Raw genomic sequence first — 19,040 nt, forward strand, 5'->3', positions numbered from 1 at the left:
GGCTAAACCATGACCGATATCCAAGCCCTGTTTGAGCGCATTGCCCCCCTCTACGATCGCCTCAATGATCAACTGAGCTTTGGCCTTCACCATGTCTGGAAGCAAATGGCCGTGGACTGGCTCGAACTGCCTGAAGGGGCAACGGCTTTAGATCTCTGCTGTGGCACGGGGGATTTGAGTCGTGTGCTGGCGCGTCGGGTGGGGCGGCAGGGGCGGGTGGTGGGGTTGGATTTTGCGGCAGCACCCTTGGCGATCGCCCGTCAACGCAGTTGCCATTACCCGCAAATTGAATGGCTTCAGGGGGATGCTTTGGCTGTGCCCTTTGCAGATCAAACCTTTCAAGGAATCACCATGGGCTATGGGCTGCGCAATGTCGTGGATATTCCCCAAGCCCTCAGGGAAATGTTTCGGCTGCTTGTCCCCGCTGGGCGGGCAGCCATTCTTGACTTTAGCCATCCCCAAACCCCCGCACTCCAGAAATTTCAGCAATGGTACTTGCAACAGTGGGTGGTGCCCACCGCGCGTCAGTATGGCTTGGCCGCAGAGTATGACTATTTGTGGCCGAGTATTCAGGCTTTCCCCAGCCCAGCCACCCTCTGTGATCTAATTCAAAACGTGGGTTTTCAGCACGTGAAACACTACCCTCTGCTGGGGGGACTCATGGCGATTACTGTTGCCCAAAAGTAATCTAGGTTACAAATGTTAGGCTTCACTCCTTGGCCAATCCTCTAAGCTATAAGTACAGCCTTTTTCTATACGGTTGAGGAGGCCTGATCAGCTTTTAGGAATGGGGCAAGTAGCTCTCAGTGATACTCAATGGCTGTGAAAAAGGCTGTAGGCGAACCACAGGGCATTTGGAGGGCAGTATGTATAAAAAAATTCTCGTTGCCGTTGACGACAGTGAACTGGGAGAACAGGTCTTTCAAACGGCGCTGGATTTGGCACAGCACTACCAAGCCCGCATGATGCTCATTCATGTCCTCTCACCTACCAATGAATCCTATCCTGACCCGATCTTTACCACCCCCTTGGCTTCCGGGGTCTATGTAGGACTCCACGAGGAAGTGATGCGTGCCTATGCGGAGCAGTGGGAAAACTTTGAGCAAAAAGGCTTGGATATGCTGCGCAACCTCACCCAAATTGCCACTGAAAAAGGGGTGCCCACAGAATTTACCCAAGCCCTAGGGGATGCGGGTCGTGCCATTTGTGATCTGGCCAAAGATTGGGAAAGTGATTTGATTGTGCTGGGGCGGCGGGGTCTCAAGGGCTTGAGTGAATTTTTCCTCGGCAGTGTCAGCAACTATGTGCTCCACAACGCCCCCTGTTCTGTCCTCACCGTCCAGCGCCGCCGTGATTGAGACGCCCGTTCGCATTAAGTTTCTTGTGCAACCTACCCGTCCTGAGTGGGTAGAGCAGGCGATCGCTCACCTAGATACGATTTTGCTCGATCACTCCCACTGTGAGCGCAAAGCCGCTAGTGTTGCCATTAACTTAATGTTTCGCTATCCTTCCCACAAGCGATTGGTGGATGCCCTCACCGATATTGCCCAAGAGGAACTCGATCACTTCCGTCAAGTCAATCAGCAACTGGAACGCCGCCACATTTCCCTTGCCCCCCTCAGTGCACCCCCCTACGCCTCTCGCTTGAATGCCGCTGTCTGCCCGCAGGAACCCCAGCGCTTCTTGGATACCCTATTGGTTTGCGCATTGATTGAAGCTCGCAGCCACGAACGATTGCAACTGCTGGCTCAGCATTGCCCAGATCGGGAGTTAGCAGAATTTTTTGCCAGCCTTGTGACCTCTGAGGCACGTCACTATGGCACCTATTGGTACTTGGCCTATGAGTCCTTTGGCCAAGAGGTGGTGGCAGAGCGATTGCAGCAGTTGGCTGCCCTTGAGAGTGAGATTCTCAGCACGCCCTACCCCTTGCCGCGGATTCACAGCTAGCCCTAGATTGCTGGTGGTGTTGCCCCTTGCGCAGTGGCGGGCTGACCGACCGTAAGGCGCACCGTTTGACCAAATTGTTCTAAAACCACTGCGGGTGTGGTGTCATAGGCATCAATGGCCCGCACAAGCACATTGCCAGCGATTGTATCCCCCACCTGCACCGTACGGGTGACATTCTCTTTGGGTGAGCGAATAATTGCCTGTAGGCGACCATTTACGGCAGCCACACCAAAAACCTTCACCGCTTGGGCGTCCACTGGTGGGGGCGGTGGCGGGGGGGGTGTCGGTCGGCTAGCGGTACCACCCGTACCTGCACCATTGCCCACTGTTCCAGCAGTGCCATTGCCACCCCCTTCAACCGTGCCACCATTTTCCATGCCACCATTCTCAACACCACCCGTGTCTGGTGGCGGAACAGGCTCAAAAGGATTCGGGCGACCAATATTCGAGAGTCCCTCAATGTAGGTTTTGGGGTTGGTGGGTGGGGTTAAGGCGGCAACCGCAGATCCAGCGGTACCGGGTTCGGTGGGTTCAGGGGTGGTGGGAGCGGCTGCGGGGGGAGCAACGGGTTGATCCGTAATTTCTGTTTCAGTGACCATGAAGCCACAGCTACTCATTGTTGAGGCCAGCAACCCGGCTGCAATGGTAATGATCTTGGTGCGCTGTTTGAACATTTGGTGTCTCACCCTTGGATGATGGTCTGGTGGTGCAGACGTGCTCTTTGTTGCCTACTATAAAATGTACCGTTGGCTGGCAGTGGCTATGCATAGGCAGTTGCCAAAGTGGTCTTTGCAGTGCAGAGTTGCTGTGGGGGCGATCGCTCGGTACACTGGGAACAACTGTAACGTTATTTACGGAATCAATCGGTCATGAGTGCTAAGCCCGTCGTGATTGCTCCCTCCATTCTCTCTGCGGACTTCAGTCGTTTGGGTGAAGAAATCCAAGCGGTGGATCGGGCGGGAGCCGACTGGATCCATGTTGACGTCATGGATGGTCGTTTTGTTCCCAATATCACGATTGGGCCATTGGTTGTTGAGGCAATTCGCCCCTTGACCCAAAAGCCCCTCGATGTGCACTTAATGATCGTCGAGCCAGAAAAATATGTGGCCGATTTTGCTAAGGCCGGTGCAGATATTATCTCTGTCCATGCTGAACACAATGCCTCGCCTCACCTGCATCGCACCCTTTGTCAAATCCGCGAACTGGGCAAACAGGCAGGGGTAGTACTCAATCCCTCTAGCCCTCTTGAACTCATTGAGTACGTCCTCGATGTTTGTGACCTCGTCTTGATTATGAGTGTTAACCCCGGCTTTGGGGGTCAGAAGTTTATTCCAGCAGTGCTGCCAAAAATTCGACGACTACGGCAACTGTGCGAAGAGCGCGGTTTAGACCCATGGATCGAAGTGGATGGCGGTCTCAAGGCGGACAATACGTGGCAAGTTCTCGAGGCCGGTGCCAATGCCATTGTGGCCGGTTCAGCGGTCTTCAAGGCACCGGATTACGCAGCAGCGATCGCGGGCATCCGCCATAGCAAACGTCCTAGTCCTGAGTTGGTGACTGCTTAGGCACTGGTTGCTGACGGCGTTTGAAATCGCTGCCACGAAAAGGCTTTCAGGTGTCGATCGCCCGTCCGATGCAAAATCAAGTTGGCCATCAGCTTCGCTGTAATCGGGGCAAGCAAAATGCCATTACGGTAATGCCCCGTTGCCAAGTAAAGATTGGTCGCTGGCCCTTCCCCCAAAATCGGTAAATCATCGGGGGTGGCTGGACGATAGCCCCACCACGTATCAATCACCTCGTAACTGGCCAACTCTGGAATAACGGCGGTGGCACGATTCAGCAGTGCTTGCAGGCCAGCAACCGTCGTTCCCTCCTGGAAACCCACATCCTCACTGGTGGCACCCACCACCACTTTGCCAGAGCGACGCGGCACGAGATAGAGTTGATCGCCAAAGATCACATGGTTGAGCAGGGGTTGCCCCGGCGGTTTTAGGGCTAACATTTGCCCCTTGCGGGGGGTGACGGGTAGGGGAAGTAGGCTTTGTGCCCATGCGCCTGTGGCCAGAATGTAAATCCCCGCAGACCAACGCCCGCGATCGCTCTCCAAGGCTGTAATCTCCCCTTGGGGGGTTTGCTGAAACCGCTGGACACTAATGCCCTCAATCACTTCGATTCCTAGAATGCGAGCGGCACTCACCAAGACCTTGGCCAAGTTGCGGGTATTCACCTGCCCATCTTGGGGAAACCACCAAGCCCCTAGGACACTCTCCGCAAAGCCCGGTTGATAGTTCCCAAGTTCAGACGCATCGAGCCAGCAGCTGTCGGGTTCCATAGGGTGGGCGCGATCGCGCTGCCGCTCATCGGTCACGGGTGCCAAAATACCACAGGGCCAGTAGCCCGCATCCATGCCCGTCAGTTGCTCAAGCTTATCAATCCAACTGGGATAGAGATTGCGGCTTGCCGTACACAAATTCCACATGGCGCCTGCGGGCAAGCCTTCTGCTTGGGGGGCTAACATTCCCGCTGCGGCATGGAGCGCTGCTTCCCGAAACTGGCGGCTGAGAACGGTGGGTCGTGCCCCCCGCAATGCCAATTCGATGGCGATCGCCAGCCCCATGGTGCCGCCACCAATAATCAAAATGTCTCGCTGCTCATCCCCAAGGATCATTCTTGACGCTTCAATCCCAATTTACACATTTCTTTATCTTGGCACCTGCCACTCCTTAAAGGGTAGCCCAAACCACCCACTTGAGAAGGAACGGCGCCTTGTTTTCCGCTCCTGAAGTCAACTCGTTATAATAAGGGCGATCGCGGTGGATTTGCTGCCGCTATGTGGTAACTGTTCATGATCTCATCCGGCTCTCACTACCCGATCTTTGGCCCTGAAATCCGTTGTCCCCACTGTCGGCAAGTCATTCCCGCCCTGACCCTCACCGATACGTACCTGTGCCCGCGCCACGGTCCTTTTGAAGCCGATGCCAAAACGGGGGAATTAATGCACCTGCAATCTGGCCGCATTTGGCGCCTCTGGGACGGCGAATGGTATCGCCAGCACACCCACCCCGACGGGATTCGCTTTGAAATTCACGATGCCCTCGATCGCCTCTACACCCAAGGCTACCGTGCCACCAAAGTCATTATTGCCGAACGCTATCGGGATCTCTTTTGTGCCTACCTCGAACGCAGTACCCCTTGGCGAGGCCCCACAGATCCCCAAATGCTGCGCCTCTTTGGTTTGCCCGTTGAGTTTAGCCCCCCCGCTAGCCAAGAGGAGCGCTGGGATGTGATTAACTTTGATCTCGAAAAAGAACCCGGCGCCCCCATTCGTCCCCCCTATTTTCGGATGTTTGACTAGTGATGCTCACCCTCGCCGACTGTGGCGAACTGGAATTGATTGAGCGCCTGCGCCCCTATTGCCACAGGGAATTGATTGGCGATGATGCAGCGGTTTTGTCGCTACCCCCCGGTGAACAACTGATTGTGAGTACCGATGTCTTGGTTGAGGGGGTGCACTTTAGTTTAGGCATGACCGATACCCCCGTAACGATGACGCCGGTGGATGTGGGCTGGCGATCGCTGGCCGCCAATTTATCCGACCTTGCAGCCATGGGGGCATTGCCCTTGGGGTTAACGGTGGGTCTCGCGGCACCGCGCAACTGTCCTGTGGCAACGATTGAGGGCATTTACCAAGGGATGGCTGCCTGTGCCCAAGCCTACGGCACTAGTATTATCGGTGGTGATACCTGTCGCTCTAGCGTTCTCAGTCTCAGCATCACGGTCTTGGGCAGTGCGCCGCCAGAACGGATTATTTATCGCGATCGCGCTCGGGTGGGGGATGTCATTGTCGTGACGGGGGTTCATGGTGCCTCCCGCGCTGGTCTCGAGTGCCTTTTGTATCCGCAGTGGGCCAGTACTGTGTCCGCAGAACTACGGCAAGCGTGGATTCAAGCCCATCAACGCCCCCAACCTCGATTGGATATTGTCCAATGGTTGCGCCAACAGGTGCCCCCGCCGCGTCTTGCTGGCATGGATAGTAGTGATGGTCTAGCGGCTGCCGTCTTGCAACTCTGTCAAGCCAGTGGGGTGGGTGCGATTCTTTGGGCAGAGCAAATTCCGATGGTGGGCTATAGCGATCGCCCGCAGGCCTTGAACTGGGCCCTCTATGGCGGTGAAGATTTTGAGCTGGTGTTGTGCCTTGCCCCAGACTTGGCTCAAGAACTTTGTAGGGCAGCGGGTGAGCAGGCCGCCATTGTTGGGGAAATGATTCCTGAAAAGAGAGTGCAACTCAAGCTCAATGGTGAATTATTGCCCCTGCAGCCCGATCAACTTTTTCAGCACTTTTAGGCGATCGCTTGAGGGGGCGGATTAGTTGCCTGAAGCAGGCATGGGTGTTGAGGTCGGGCACCGCCGTCAAGGAATATTACAAAAATTCATAAAGCTTGGGGGCGATCGCCGATAAATCCCCATAAATTTATACATTTCTTAAAAAAATACCGAGCTACCCCCGAATCGTTCTAATCTAAGTTAGCGCGTTAACTAAAAGTAAAGGGAGCCTCTTAGTAACCATGGTTGTCAAAGCAAGTGGTGGAAGCTCGGTTGCCCGCCCGCAACTTTATCAAACAGTCCCCGTTTCAACGATTATCCAAGCCGAACAGCAGGATCGCTTCCTGAATCGGGGTGAACTGGATGAACTCGCTGTTTATCTGCGCTCTGGGGCAAAACGCCTTGAAATTGCCACCACCCTCACCCGCAACGCCGACATCATTGTTTCCCGTGCTGCCAACCGCATCTTTGTCGGTGGTTCCCCCATGGCCTTCCTCTCCCGTCCCCAAACTGAAGAAGCCCCCCAATTCACCACTGGGGCAAGGGGCGAAGCCATTGACATGAAAGAAGCTATGAAGTTGGGAACCGCAACCTATGTGGACACCCGTGGTGGATTCCTAGAGGGCTTGCGCTCCGTCTTTAGTGCCTCTGGTGGTGGTGCACCCGTGGGCTTCAAGCCGATCAACATTGCCCGCTATGGCCCTGCCCGCATGGAAAAATCCCTGCGCGACTTGGATTGGTTCCTCCGCTATACCACCTATGCCATTGTGGCTGGCGATCCCAACATTCTGGCGGTGAATACGCGCGGCTTGCGAGAAATTATTGAGGCTGCTTGCTCCACTGATGCCACCATTGCTGCCCTACAGGAAATGCGGCGGGCGGCTCTTAGCTACTTTGAAAAAGACGCTGAAGCCAAGGGCATTGTGGAAACCTACTTTGAAGTTCTGATCAACGAATTTATTGCCCCTGCCCCCTCCGATAAAGTGCGGCAGCGCAACTCCACGGATCTTCAAGGTCTGCAACTACCCCAGATTTACTTCAATGCCGCCGAACGCCGTCCCAAATTTGTGATGAAGCCGGGGCTATCCGCTGCCGAGAAAAACGAAGTGGTCAAAGCCGCCTATCGGCAAATCTTTGAACGCGACATCTCCCGTGCCTACGGCTTGGGCATCTCTGACCTAGAATCCAAGGTGAAAAATGGCTCCATCTCCATGAAGGAGTTCATCCGCCAACTGGCCAAATCGCCCCTCTATCGCAAAAACTTCTACGAACCCTATATCAACAGCCGTGCTCTCGAACTGGCCTTCCGCCATATTTTGGGTCGTGGGCCTTCGAGCCGTGAGGAAGTGCAAACCTACTTTGCCATTATTTCCAAAGGGGGTCTTCCAGCCTTAGTGGATGCCCTTGTGGATTCCAAGGAATACAGCGACTACTTTGGCGAAGAGACGGTGCCCTATCTGCGGGGTCTGGGGCAAGAGGCTCAAGAGTGCCGCAACTGGGGTGCCCAACAGGATCTCTTCAAGTACAGTGCTCCCTTCCGTAAAGTCCCGCAATTCATCACCACCTTTGCCGCTCAGGATCAGCCGCTGCCGGATCAACACCCCTACGGTGCGGGCAACGATCCCTTGGAAATTCAGTTTGGCGCCATCTTCCCGAAAGAGAAGAAAAATCCCAATGCTCGCCCCCAACCCTTCAACAAAGACACCCGCCGCATTCTCATTACGCGCGGGCCAGGGATCAACAATCAGGTGAGCAATCCCGCAGCGCGTGGGGTCGCCCCCGGCAGCCTAGGGCCAAAAGTCTTCAAACTGGATCAGCTGCCCAGCATCAATGCCCGCATTGGCAAACGCTCGATCGCCACGGGCGGCGACAGTGTCAAATTTGCTGAAAGTTCGACCCAGCGGGTGATTCGTGCCGCTTATCTGCAAGTCTTTGGCCGCGATGTCTATGAAGGGCAGCGCCAAAAAGTGGCCGAGATCAAACTGGAAAATGGTGAAATCTCTGTGCGTGAATTTGTGCGGATTTTGGCCAAGTCAAACCTCTTCCGCAGCCTCTACTGGACACCGCTGTACGTCACGAAGGCGATTGAATATATTCACCGTCGCCTCTTGGGTCGTCCCACCTATGGTCGCCAAGAGATGAATGCCTACTTCGACATTGCCTCGAAGAAAGGTCTCTATGGCTTGGTGGATGCGATCATTGACAGCCAAGAGTACAGCGAAGCCTTTGGCGAAGATACGGTTCCCTACGAGCGCTACATTACGCCCCAAGGTTTGGCTCTGCGATCGCTCCGCGCTGGCACGATTGGTGAAACTGGCGTACCCCCTGAAAAAGAAGAAACACCTCGCTTTGTCGAACTGGGGGCGGTGACCGAACTGCGAACCGAGCCAGCAATTGAATTCCGTGCCAATCAAGGGGTGAGCAAGCGCCGCGACCAAACCAAGGTCTTTAAGCTCACGGATCTCAATGACAAGCAAAATCTGCAACTAGTGATTCAGGCGGCCTATCGTCAGGTCTTTGAGCGGGATGTGGCGCCCTACATTGTCCGCGATGAATTTACCGCCCTTGAATCGAAGCTCAGCAACGGCGAGATCACCCTCAAGGAGTTTATCGAGGGCTTGGGTTGCTCGGAACTCTATCAGAAGGAGTTCTACACCCCCTACCCCAACACCAAGGTGATCGAACTGGGCACCAAGCACTTCTTGGGTCGGGCGCCCCTTGATCAAGCGGAAATTCGCCGCTACAACCAAATTCTTGCCACCCAAGGCTTAAAGGCCTTTGTCCAAGCCCTTGTCAGTAGTGCTGAATACGCTGAAGCCTTTGGTGAAGATACGGTGCCCTATCGTCGCTTCCCCACCCTGCCGGCGGCCAACTTCCCCAACACTGAGAAATTGCACAATCAACTCACAAAGCAAAGTGATGCGATTGTCGTGCCCAGCTTCGCACCTGTGAAACCTCGCCTCGATAACACGAAGCTGCCGCTCCTCAGTCGGGCGATCGCCGAGCAAGAGGCCAAAGCGCGTCAAGCGGATCCCAGCAAACCCCGCTTTATCGAATTGGGACGCTCCTTCCGCAATGGCGATGGTCAATCAGTGGAAGTGGGGGTCGGTACCAGCCGCCGCCGTCCTGCTCGCATTTTCCGCATGACCGTGGGTGCCCCTAGTGCTGAAGTGGAACTGCTGATCAATGCCATCTACTGCCAAGTGATGGATGTCTTCAGTGGCCAAGTGCCCAGCCAGTTCCGGCGCCCTGATCTCGAGAGCCGCCTGCGCAACGGTGAAATTACCGTCCGCGAGTTTGTGCGTACCTTGGCCAGCTCGGAGATCTATCGCAACCGCTTCTACACCCCCTATCCCAACACCAAGGTGATTGAATTCCTCTTCCGTCACCTCCTCGGTCGCGCCCCGGCCACCCAAGCGGAAATTCGCCAATACAACAAAATCTTGGCGGATCAAGGCCTCAAGGCTGCTGTCGAAACGATGGTGAATAGCCCTGAGTACAGCCGCTACTTTGGCGAAGATGTCGTGCCCTACAAACGCTTCCCCACCCTGCCAGCGGGCAACTACATTGGCAGTGTCAAGGCCGATGCCGACTTGGTCAAGCAATCTTGGTCAAGCCTCTCGCCCTCGTTGGTGGGGATTCAGCCAAGCCACCGCGACTAGGGAACGCTGCCACTAACCACTGGTGAATCAATACACTAGCGGATGCTCTTGCAGGAGTGTCCGCTTTTTTTCTCGACAAGACCACGTTAAAATATCTTAAAGATTTTCAATTCTGAAAAATCGGCAAAATCCTGTCCTAGTGAGGGCTGGGAGTCTTTCTATAGCCAGTAAAAAAATGATAGAGTACAAAAAATTCACATTTTAATTTCTATCCATTACTGTCCTCATTGAGTAGGAGTGTCCGTTACTTTGGAGAGCCACAAAGAAAAGATACTCGTTGTTGATGATGAAGCGAGTATTCGCCGCATTTTAGAAACTCGGCTGTCAATGATTGGCTATACCGTCGTCACTGCTGCCGATGGCGAGGAAGCCCTGACCACATTTCGGCAGGAGCAGCCAGATTTAGTAGTGCTTGACGTGATGATGCCCAAACTAGATGGCTATGGCGTCTGTCAAGAACTGCGCAAAGAATCCGATGTCCCCATTATTATGCTCACTGCCCTTGGTGATGTCGCCGATCGCATTACGGGGCTGGAACTGGGCGCCGATGATTATGTGGTCAAGCCCTTTTCCCCCAAGGAGTTGGAAGCCCGCATTCGCTCGGTGCTGCGACGCATTGAGAAAACCAGCACCTCTGGTATCCCTAGCTCTGGGGTGATTCAGGTGGGCAATATTCGCATTGATACCAACAAGCGCCAAGTCTATAAAGGGGATGAGCGCATTCGCCTCACGGGTATGGAATTTATGCTCTTGGAATTGCTGGTGGGTCGCTCGGGGGAACCCTTCTCACGGGGAGAAATTCTCGAGCAGGTGTGGGGCTACACGCCAGAACGCCATGTGGATACGCGGGTGGTGGATGTCCACATTTCCCGCTTGCGGGCTAAGCTAGAGGAAGACCCCAGTAATCCAGAATTAATTTTGACAGCACGGGGAACAGGCTATCTCTTTCAGCGAATTACTGAACCGGGAGAAGCAAGCAACAAAAATTCCTAACTGGCTTGAGGGTGAGCCATGCTTCAAAAACGCTGGCGCTGGTCAGAAGCTGTGGGTCTAGGTCTGACGGTTGTGGCCTTGAGCATTATTGCCTTTATGCAGCAGGATGCCCTGCGTCAGTTACAGGTTCAAACGGCAGAACAATTCACCGATGCCGAATATGAGCGCCAGAATGCCCAAACCATTACTCAAATGCGGCTTTTGGCAAATCTCCCTTCCTTTGGTTTTGACAATTTAGTTGCCGATTGGGCGTTTTTGCAATTTTTGCAGTTTTTTGGTGATTCCGCTGCCCGCCAAGTCACGGGTTACGACGATGCACCTGCTTTCTTTGAGGTGATTATCGCTAAAGACCCCCGCTTTGCCCCAACCTATCCCTATCTCTCGACGGCAATTACGGTGTATGCAGGACAGCCGCAAACCTCTGTGGCTTTGATGGATCGGGGTCTGGCAGCGATGGATCCCGCCTATCAACCGACAGCTTACTTGGCATGGGTATTTCGGGCGATGGATGAATTGCTCTTTTTGGGCAAGGGGCGAGCGGCAGCAGAGTCCTACGATCGCGCAGCGGCTTGGGCAGAAATGAATCCAGATCCACAAGTCCGCGCCGCAGCAGAGTATTATCGCTCGTTGGCACAAACCCTACGGCGGGATCCCGATAGTCGGATGGCGCAGATCAATGCTTGGATTTGGGCACTGGTGAATGCGGTCAGCGATCGCTCGCGGCAAACGGCGATAGAGAATATTGAACGCCTTGGGGGCAAGGTCTCACGGCTCCCCGATGGCACTTGGCAAATTCGCCATCCTGAAGATCTGCGGTAACGCCTGTGGAACGCACGATTGCCGAAATCAATGAAAAGATTACAGCAGGTAAAGCCACCGTTTGGACATTGGCAGAACTCAAAGCCCGCCTTGAAAGTCTGAGCATTGCGGAAGCAACCCGCCAAGTGGATGTGGTGACAACGGGTACCTTTGAACCCATGGAGTCCTCTGGGGCGATCCTTAACTTAGGCCCGACGGATCCGCCGATTAAACTGCGGCAGTGCTGGCTCGATGGCATTCCCGCCTATAGTGGTTTTGGCGCCGTCGATCTGTACTTGGGGGCAGCCCAATCCCTTGATCCCAATTCCGAAGCGGGCGAAGCCGACAGTCTGCGGGAGCGAGGGGGTGGCCATGTCATTGCCGATTTGATTGCAGGTAAAGCCATTCCCCTACGGGCAGTGGGCTATGTCACGGATTGTTATCCCCGCGCCAGTTTAGAAACGGTGATTAGCAAAGAGACGATCAATCAGTTCTATCTCTATAACCCCCGCAATCTTTATCAAAATTTTATTGTCGGTGTCAATGGTGGCGATCGCCCGCTCTATACCTACCTTGGTCCGCTGCAACCGCAACTGGGGAATGCCGTCTATGCCTGTGGCGGCGCCCTCTCACCTTTATTGAATGATCCCTACTTGCGACTGGTGGGGATTGGCACGCGCATTTTCCTCGGCGGCGGCATTGGTTATGTGGCGTGGGAAGGCACTCAACACTTCCCCTTGCAAAAACGGTTGGCCAACGACATCCCCATTGGTCCAGCGGCCACCCTTGCCCTGATTGGTGATGCCAAACAGATGGATCCCTTTTGGGTGCGCGGTTGCTATTTCAAGCACTATGGAGCGTCCCTGATGCTGGGGGTGGGGGTTCCGCTGCCGGTGTTGGATCAAGAGGTCATTGCCCGCTGTGCCATTCGCGATGAAGACGTGGTTGCCCCAGTTATTGACTTTTCAATTCCCCGCCGCGTGCGTCCCACCTTTGGCATGGTCAACTATGCTCAACTCAAGTCAGGCAAAATCAAGATTGAAGGCAAAACTGTGCGCACCGCTCCCCTGACGAGTCTTTACTTTAGTCAGCGCATTGCCGAAGTCCTCAAAGACTGGATCCACAGTGGTCGTTTTACCCTCACAGAACCCGTTGCCCCCCTGCCGCGCGATCGCGCCTTTCTGCCACAGCAACCTTGGATGCCCGCTGCCAGTGATGATTAATGACATTAATAACTTTTGGCGGGTAGCAACCCTCCTTTCGCTATAATGACCAATAGTTCAACCACCTTGGCCTTGGCAATTCTCCAGTCCCCGACCGAGTGATTCAGGCCACTGCTGAACGCTTGCCGATGGGTGTTTAATAAAAATATAGGGTTCTGGATTCCAGCGATCGCGGACAGACGAAAAGTTGCATCCTTCACTCACTTAATTCCGTCATGCGTATGATTACGGTTGTTGTATGTTCTAGTTGTGTGTCAGTCTCAGCGTTAGGGTAGAGGTCAAGGGCTGTGCAGTATCTCGCCGAGGTGATTAAAAAAACGGGTTTCATGGGGACGAAATCCGAGTTGAAGTTGTTGATGCGTGAGCAGTCGGGCTACTGGCACCCTGTCCCCCAAAACGAAGAAACCATTCCCTTTGACAACAGTCGTGACTACGGCAATGGTGTGTTGGTCTTTGTAGAAATGGCCGCCAACCGCCAGATTCAAAACGTGGATGAAGCAACGCGCCGTCTCACCGGTATCTTGCACGGCTTCACACGGATGCGTGAGCGGTTCCAAAGTCAAGAGGAAGAAATTGAGGGCTGGAAGCAATCCCTCTCCTATCAGGCGGAAGCTCTCAATCAACGGGAACAGGAATTTGAGCAGCGCAGAGAAGAACTCCAAGAACTAGAGGCGCAATTGGCCGGCGCTGAAGAGCAACTAGCACAACTCAACAAATTGCGAGAAGAATTGACCGTCGAGGAACAGCGGATTCAATCAGAGCGCCAAGCCCTTGAAAATTTACGCCACCAAGTGCACCAAGAGCAGCAGCGCTGGGAACAACTTAAATCAAGCCACAGCGTTGGCCTATCCCCAGAGCAAATTCGCCAAGTGGACTCGATTTTGCAGCAGTTGGCAGAGACCCTCAACAGTGGTGGGCGTCCTCAAATCGCGGAATGTTTTCAAATTTTAGACCAGCAGCAAGCCTTGCTGAGTCAATACTGGCAGCAACTAGAGCAACTGGAGCAGGAGCTGAGTCAACGGCAAGCTGCCCTAGAGGAACAACTGCAAGCCTTCCATGCAAAGGAGGAGACGTGGCGCACCGCTCAAGAACAATTTTGGCAAGACAGTCGAGCGATCGCCCTGCAGGAGGAACTCTGCCGCTACAAACAGTCCGTGCTTGAAAAAGAACGTCACCTCCTTGCCCAACAGGAGGAAATGATCCAGCAAATGCGCCAAGCCATGGTCAGTGATCTCACAGAGGCAGTGGATGTGAATGCCCTGATGAAAATGCCCATGGAGGAACTCGAAAAAGAAGTCGCCAACCGCGGTAATGACCTCAAACGTGCCTCTGCCTTTGTCAACGATCAAGAAGAAGAGCTAAAAATGGCTCTGGAGTCCTTGGCAGAACTGGAGCAAAAAGTCAAAGCAGCCAGTGATTTCGATCGCCTGCAACTGGCAGGAGAACTGGAGGACGAACGCCAGCGCTGTAATCTGCTCAATCAGGCGCTTGAAGGACAGCGGCAAAATATCCGTGAAAAAGAAGCGATCTACAAAATTCACAAACAAGTGCTAGAGGCGCGCAAAGATCCCGCCTCCCAACAGGGCATTAGCCTCATTCCCATCCTCAGTGAACTGGAGCGCCAGTTTCAAGAGTACAGTGTGGCTGTCAATCAACTCGCGGAAGAATTGCAGCAGGCCTATACTGATCTCGAAAGTCTGCGCCACGACCTTGAAGAGCGCCGCAAACTGCAACAGCAGCAAAAAGATCAACTCAGTCAAGAAGAACAGGCACTGATTGAAGAGCAACGGTTACTCGCTGCCAAGCGCGGCCAAGCGAATCTGCTGCGGGAGATTTTACAGCCCGTTCAAGATCGCCTCAATCACCTGCGCCAAGGCCTAGAGGGACTAAACCAAAATATCCTCAATGGCCGTCCCAGTGCTCTCATTTCTGAATTGCAGCAGGTCGTCATGAATCTAGGGCAGGGGGCTTAGTCGCTAATTGCGCTGCCGCATCGCGTCTCGGACTTTGGTTTCCCCTGCGCGGTTATTTTGCTCACGGTACAGTTTCAAAGCCACTTGATAGGCACTGCGAGCCTCCTGCCGCCGCCCTTGCGCTGCCAAGGCTTTGCCCAAGCGGTAAAATCCTTCGGGATCTCTAGGGTTGATCTGCGTGGCTTGACGATAAATGGCCGCCGCTTCAAGGGGGTTGTTCTGCTGCATTAACAACTCGCCAAAGCTAAAGTAGGTGGCTAGCCGTTCGGGTTGCAAAGTGATTAGGCGGCGATAGGTTTGAATGGCTCGCTCGGTTTGATTCGCCGCAACGGCCAGTTCTGCCACCTGTTGTAGCAGATCCGCATCCCGCTGACCCAAGTTAGCCGCGCGATCAATCGCTTGCCAGCCATTGCTAGGATCGCCGGCGGCCAGAAGTGCCATCCCCAAGTTGAGTTGAATCGAGGCATTGCTAGGGGCAAGGGCTGCCGCCTGTTGCAGACTACTGAGGGCTTCAGGAATATTGCGTTGTTGGAGCAGCAAAACGCCTAATCCCTTTTGAGCCGCCCAATTGCGGGGGTCAAGACTGAGGGCGGAGCGGTAGGCCTGTATAGCGCCTTGGGGATCCCCCATGCGGGCGAGAATCACCGCCAGTCCTTCGTAGGATTGGGCATTACGGTTATTCAGGCGAATGGCTTGGCGGTAGGCGGCAGCAGCCCCGTGGTTTTCCCCCATCATCCCCAGACTGTAGCCGAGGGCATAGTAAAAATCAGCGTTTTGTTGATCCAGCTCAATAGCGCGTTGGTAGGCACGGGCGGCTTCGGCAAATTGTCCCTGCTGGGCATAGAGGTAGCCAATGGCAGAATGCACGCGGGGATTACGGCTCTCGCTCTGGAGCAGTTGCTGATAAATGGCCAAGGCTTGGGCATAGTTTCCTGCTTCCACTAGCCGTCGCCCTTCTTGCATCAGCGTGCTGACTTGGCTATTGGCGTGTACTGGCGATGCCATCCAAAGGCCAAGACTGGCAATACTAGCCCACAAAAGGGAATTGAAGCGCATCGTGAGTGAGTCCTCCTCGCAAACGTTAACCCCAACTTAACGGTTGTTTACAGCTCTCTTAAGAGATACTGCAAATTCCGCCAAGGGCGATCGCCAAGGGTTAAGAGATCTAGTTAAGGCAAACTAAGGCTCTATTCTGGACAATTTTGACCCGAATGGCAAATCAAAAGGTAGGTGTGTGATGGCGAGACGATGCAACATTGCCCTTGTGGGCAGCTACAACAGTGGCAAAACAACCCTTGCAGAAAGCATTTTGCGCCTTACCCACGCCACGAGCAGTAAGGCCAGTAGTCTTCTAGATACCAGCCCTGAGGCTCGCGATCGCCAAATGGGGGTGGAACTGAATGTCGTTCATATCCAGTATGGGGACTTGGAGCTGACGCTTCTCGACTGTCCCGGCTCGGTGGAATTGCTGCAAGAAACCCTCAATGCCCTCGTGGGGGTGGATATGGCAATCGTTGTCTGTGAACCCCTTAGCGATCGCGCCTTTACCCTAACCCCCCTGTTCAAATTCCTCGATGACTGGCAGATTCCCCATATTCTTTTTGTCAACAAGATGGAGCGCGCCCATGACCCCTACATGGAGATCCTCGCGGCCTATCGCCAAGTTTCCAGTCGCCCCTTGGTACCCCACCAGTACCCCATTTGGCAGGGGGATGATCTCTTGGGCTACATTGACTTGGTGACGGAGCAGGCCTATCACTATCATGCGGGGGCAGCGGCGGATTTAGTTCCCTTTCCTTCGGAATTACAAGCCGTTGAACAGGCGGCGCGGGCGGAGCTACTGGAGGCTCTAGCCAACTATGATGACCACCTTTTGGAAGAACTCCTTGAGGATATTGCGCCGCCAGAAAGTGAAATCATGGCGGATCTGCGCTGGGAGTTGGGAGCCGATTTAATTGTGCCCGTCTTTTTTGGCAGTGCGCAAACGGACTACGGTGTGCGCCCCCTATTGGCAGCCCTTGATCGCGAAGCACCCGATGCCACAGAAACTGCTGCCCATCGCCAGATCAATGGTGAGGAACCCCTCGCCCAAGTACTGAAGACCTTCTATCTACCCCAAGGAGGCGGCAAGCTCTCCCTCGTTCGGGTCTGGCAGGGTACCTTGACCGATGGTATGAGCTTGAATGGGGTGCGTGTGGGTGGTATCTACCGTGCCCAAGGTACACAACTGGAATCCTTGGGACAAGCCACAGCGGGGGACATCGTTCTCTTGGCGCGCCTAGAGGGCATTCGTACGGGTGAGACCCTCAGTATCAATGGTCAGGCGGTGCCTTTGCCCTGTGCCCCCCAACTAGAACCCGTCTATGCCTTGGCCATTACCCCCAGTAAACGCAGTGATGAGGTGAAGCTCACCAGCGCGCTGCAAAAACTCCTTGAGGAAGATCCGGCGCTGCGCTGGGAACAGCATGGCGATACCCATGAAATTATTCTCTGGGGACAGGGTGACATTCACTTGCAGATTGCCCTTGATCGCCTGCGCCGCAAATATAACCTACCGATGCAAACCCATCTCCCCCAAGTCCCCTACAAGGAAACCATTCGCCGCAGCACGAAAAACAGTCATGGCCGCTATAAACATCAAACCGGTGGCCACGGCCAGTTTGGCGATGTGTACCTCGATATTGCTCCCCTAGAACGCGGCAGCGGCTTTCAATTTAGTGAAACCATTGTCGGCGGCGTTGTGCCCAAGCAATATATCCCCGGTGTCGAGCAAGGGGTGCGGGAATTTCTCAACCAAGGACCGTTGGGATTTCCGATCGTGGATGTGGCGGTGACCCTCACCAATGGCTCCTATCACTCCGTGGATAGCTCTGAGCAGGCCTTTCGCCAAGCGGCTCGCCTCGCCATGCAAGCGGGAATTCCCCAGTGTGAACCGCAACTCCTAGAACCCATCATGGCAGTCCAAGTGTGGATGCCCCAAGCTTTTACGGCTAAGGTGATGCAGGCGTTGACGGGGCGGCGCGGTCAGGTTTTGGGCTACAGCAATAAGGAGGGTTGGCCCGGCTGGGAACAGATTGAGGCTTATTTACCCCAAGCAGAAATGCATGACTTTGTGGTGGAGTTGCGATCGCTGACAATGGGCACAGGTGGCTTCCATTGGCAATTTGACCATCTTCAAGAAGTACCGGAGAAACTGGCCGCGACGATTGTCCAGCGCCACAAAAAAGCCTAGGCCACCAGTTGAGCCGCCTTGGCCTGCAATTCCTGCAGTCGTGTGGCCATAATCTGCTGAATCTGCGCCTCCTGCTGGCGATCGCTCGCATCCAGATCATCAGCCACGGTACCGGGAGCGGCTTGGAATTTCTTGAGTTGACGGTCAAAGAAACTATTGGGAAAGCGGCGGTACTCAACGGTCTGCTGCTGGAGGCGGGCAGTGTGGCAAAACTGGTGCAGCCAATGGGCATAGGCCACATCCTCAGCCCCATAGCGAAATTGGCGAAACACCTCCTCTTCGGGAAAGCCGCCAATAAACTCATGGACTTCGCGGCGCACGGCGAGATTGAGCACCAGCGTTTGCTCGAGACTCCTGTGCCAGTAGGGGTGCAGGCGATCGCGACAATAGACCCCTGTGCGTACCGCCCCAAAATACGCTGGGGCATAGGGTGCTGGTAAAGGCTGATTCAACACCGATAGGGCTAAAAACAGATGCTCAGGGCGGTAGAGATCATCGGCATCACAGAAAAAAATCACCTCCCCTTTGGCCAAGCGCACCCCCATGTTCCGCGCTGCCGCAATACCCATATTCGTCGGCAAGCCCACCAATTGTAGGGGCACTACATCCGGCCACTGGGCAGTTGCTACATCACAGGTGTGATCCGTAGAGCCATCGCTCACAAGGATCAATTCCCCCGCAGTGGCGTAGGGGAAGTGCTGTTGGAGGTAGCGGCAACTGGCGGCAATGCTCTCAAGGGTTTCCCGAAAGACCGTTTCTCCCCGCTGGGTCACCACATTGTAGGCGGGCATCACAATCGAGAAGGAACGTAGGCCAGCAAGTTCCACAGCAAGTCCCTCAGTCACTCGCCCTCATTTTCTCCCTAGGAGCGGCTGCGATGCAAAAATTT

General features: G+C 54.5%; 16 protein-coding genes. 12 read left to right on the forward strand and 4 right to left on the reverse strand.

Translation table 11 applies throughout. The features are described from left to right. Window positions 1-9 precede the first annotated feature (9 nt). The 3 genes from ubiE (at window position 10) to QYC28_RS06690 (ending at window position 1,947) form a co-directional block, all read left to right on the forward strand. Window positions 10-687 carry a bifunctional demethylmenaquinone methyltransferase/2-methoxy-6-polyprenyl-1,4-benzoquinol methylase UbiE gene (ubiE, locus tag QYC28_RS06680; protein WP_302680044.1) on the forward strand — a complete coding sequence of 226 codons (678 nt, stop codon included), beginning with the start codon at window positions 10-12 and terminating at the stop codon, window positions 685-687. Window positions 688-866: 179 nt separating this feature from the next. Next, window positions 867-1,358, forward strand: coding sequence for a universal stress protein (locus QYC28_RS06685; protein ID WP_149819316.1), 492 nt, complete (start codon window positions 867-869; stop codon window positions 1,356-1,358). Further along, entirely contained in the window at window positions 1,351-1,947 is a 597-nt protein-coding gene (locus QYC28_RS06690; protein ID WP_302680045.1) for a tRNA-(ms[2]io[6]A)-hydroxylase, read from the forward strand. Before QYC28_RS06685 ends, QYC28_RS06690 begins: the two co-directional genes overlap by 8 nt. Window positions 1,948-1,949: 2 nt before the next feature. Here the strand turns inward: QYC28_RS06690 and QYC28_RS06695 are convergent, their stop codons facing one another. Continuing rightward, on the reverse strand, window positions 1,950-2,621 hold the full coding sequence (locus QYC28_RS06695; RefSeq protein ID WP_149819321.1) for a hypothetical protein: 672 nt from the start codon (window positions 2,619-2,621) through the stop codon (window positions 1,950-1,952). 195 nt (window positions 2,622-2,816) lie between these two features. Here QYC28_RS06695 and rpe point away from each other — a divergent pair, with 195 nt between their 5' ends. After that, window positions 2,817-3,512 carry a ribulose-phosphate 3-epimerase gene (gene rpe, locus QYC28_RS06700; RefSeq protein ID WP_206200153.1) on the forward strand — a complete coding sequence of 232 codons (696 nt, stop codon included), beginning with the start codon at window positions 2,817-2,819 and terminating at the stop codon, window positions 3,510-3,512. Here rpe and thiO read toward each other — a convergent pair. Continuing rightward, window positions 3,509-4,615, reverse strand: a complete 1,107-nt coding sequence (gene thiO, locus QYC28_RS06705; protein ID WP_302680046.1) for a glycine oxidase ThiO — start codon at window positions 4,613-4,615, stop codon at window positions 3,509-3,511. The genes rpe and thiO overlap by 4 nt on opposite strands. Window positions 4,616-4,792: 177 nt before the next feature. On the opposite strand from thiO, the gene QYC28_RS06710 reads away from it, so the two are divergent. From QYC28_RS06710 to hmpF, 7 genes are all read left to right on the forward strand, one after another. After that, a complete protein-coding gene (locus QYC28_RS06710) occupies window positions 4,793-5,302 on the forward strand; it encodes a TIGR02652 family protein (RefSeq protein WP_149819327.1) in 510 nt (169 codons plus the stop codon). 2 nt (window positions 5,303-5,304) lie between these two features. Next, on the forward strand, window positions 5,305-6,291 hold the full coding sequence (gene thiL, locus QYC28_RS06715) for a thiamine-phosphate kinase (protein ID WP_310829030.1): 987 nt from the start codon (window positions 5,305-5,307) through the stop codon (window positions 6,289-6,291). A gap of 221 nt (window positions 6,292-6,512) precedes the next feature. Next, complete coding sequence (locus tag QYC28_RS06720; protein WP_149819331.1) at window positions 6,513-9,932, forward strand: phycobilisome rod-core linker polypeptide; 3,420 nt, start codon at window positions 6,513-6,515, stop codon at window positions 9,930-9,932. 249 nt (window positions 9,933-10,181) lie between these two features. After that, a complete protein-coding gene (rpaB, locus tag QYC28_RS06725) occupies window positions 10,182-10,925 on the forward strand; it encodes a response regulator transcription factor RpaB (RefSeq protein WP_149821735.1) in 744 nt (247 codons plus the stop codon). Window positions 10,926-10,943: 18 nt separating this feature from the next. Next, on the forward strand, window positions 10,944-11,744 hold the full coding sequence (locus tag QYC28_RS06730; protein WP_149819333.1) for a hypothetical protein: 801 nt from the start codon (window positions 10,944-10,946) through the stop codon (window positions 11,742-11,744). Between the two features lie 5 nt (window positions 11,745-11,749). After that, window positions 11,750-12,946 (forward strand): homocysteine biosynthesis protein, encoded by a 1,197-nt coding sequence (locus QYC28_RS06735; RefSeq protein WP_149819335.1) that lies wholly within the window; start codon window positions 11,750-11,752, stop codon window positions 12,944-12,946. 326 nt (window positions 12,947-13,272) lie between these two features. Then, window positions 13,273-14,919: a pilus motility taxis protein HmpF gene (gene hmpF / locus QYC28_RS06740; protein ID WP_302680062.1), complete on the forward strand. Its 1,647-nt coding sequence runs from the start codon at window positions 13,273-13,275 to the stop codon at window positions 14,917-14,919. Between the two features lie 3 nt (window positions 14,920-14,922). On the opposite strand, the gene QYC28_RS06745 is transcribed toward hmpF, so the two are convergent. Continuing rightward, window positions 14,923-15,975: a tetratricopeptide repeat protein gene (locus QYC28_RS06745; protein WP_302679180.1), complete on the reverse strand. Its 1,053-nt coding sequence runs from the start codon at window positions 15,973-15,975 to the stop codon at window positions 14,923-14,925. A gap of 181 nt (window positions 15,976-16,156) precedes the next feature. Between QYC28_RS06745 and QYC28_RS06750 the strand changes: the two genes are divergently transcribed. Then, complete coding sequence (locus tag QYC28_RS06750; RefSeq protein ID WP_302679181.1) at window positions 16,157-18,151, forward strand: elongation factor G; 1,995 nt, start codon at window positions 16,157-16,159, stop codon at window positions 18,149-18,151. On the opposite strand, the gene QYC28_RS06755 is transcribed toward QYC28_RS06750, so the two are convergent. Continuing rightward, window positions 18,148-18,996, reverse strand: a complete 849-nt coding sequence (locus QYC28_RS06755; protein WP_286625053.1) for a glycosyltransferase family A protein — start codon at window positions 18,994-18,996, stop codon at window positions 18,148-18,150. The two genes, QYC28_RS06750 and QYC28_RS06755, sit on opposite strands and share 4 nt — an antisense overlap. Window positions 18,997-19,040 lie beyond the last annotated feature (44 nt).

The organism is Thermosynechococcus sp. HY596 (genome assembly GCF_030518715.1).
In the GTDB taxonomy this organism is placed as follows: Bacteria; Cyanobacteriota; Cyanobacteriia; order Thermosynechococcales; family Thermosynechococcaceae; genus Thermosynechococcus.

Excerpts from the sequence above, each read along its gene's own strand:
- QYC28_RS06695 (WP_149819321.1), bottom strand. The coding sequence starts at position 2,621 with ATGTTCAAACAGCGCACCAAGATCATTACCATTGCAGCCGGGTTGCTG.
- QYC28_RS06750 (WP_302679181.1), top strand. The coding sequence starts at position 16,157 with ATGGCGAGACGATGCAACATTGCCCTTGTGGGCAGCTACAACAGTGGC.
- hmpF (WP_302680062.1), top strand. The coding sequence starts at position 13,273 with ATGGGGACGAAATCCGAGTTGAAGTTGTTGATGCGTGAGCAGTCGGGC.
- QYC28_RS06730 (WP_149819333.1), top strand. The coding sequence starts at position 10,944 with ATGCTTCAAAAACGCTGGCGCTGGTCAGAAGCTGTGGGTCTAGGTCTG.
- thiL (WP_310829030.1), top strand. The coding sequence starts at position 5,305 with ATGCTCACCCTCGCCGACTGTGGCGAACTGGAATTGATTGAGCGCCTG.
- rpe (WP_206200153.1), top strand. The coding sequence starts at position 2,817 with ATGAGTGCTAAGCCCGTCGTGATTGCTCCCTCCATTCTCTCTGCGGAC.
- QYC28_RS06710 (WP_149819327.1), top strand. The coding sequence starts at position 4,793 with ATGATCTCATCCGGCTCTCACTACCCGATCTTTGGCCCTGAAATCCGT.
- ubiE (WP_302680044.1), top strand. The coding sequence starts at position 10 with ATGACCGATATCCAAGCCCTGTTTGAGCGCATTGCCCCCCTCTACGAT.
- thiO (WP_302680046.1), bottom strand. The coding sequence starts at position 4,615 with ATGATCCTTGGGGATGAGCAGCGAGACATTTTGATTATTGGTGGCGGC.
- QYC28_RS06745 (WP_302679180.1), bottom strand. The coding sequence starts at position 15,975 with ATGCGCTTCAATTCCCTTTTGTGGGCTAGTATTGCCAGTCTTGGCCTT.
- QYC28_RS06720 (WP_149819331.1), top strand. The coding sequence starts at position 6,513 with ATGGTTGTCAAAGCAAGTGGTGGAAGCTCGGTTGCCCGCCCGCAACTT.
- QYC28_RS06685 (WP_149819316.1), top strand. The coding sequence starts at position 867 with ATGTATAAAAAAATTCTCGTTGCCGTTGACGACAGTGAACTGGGAGAA.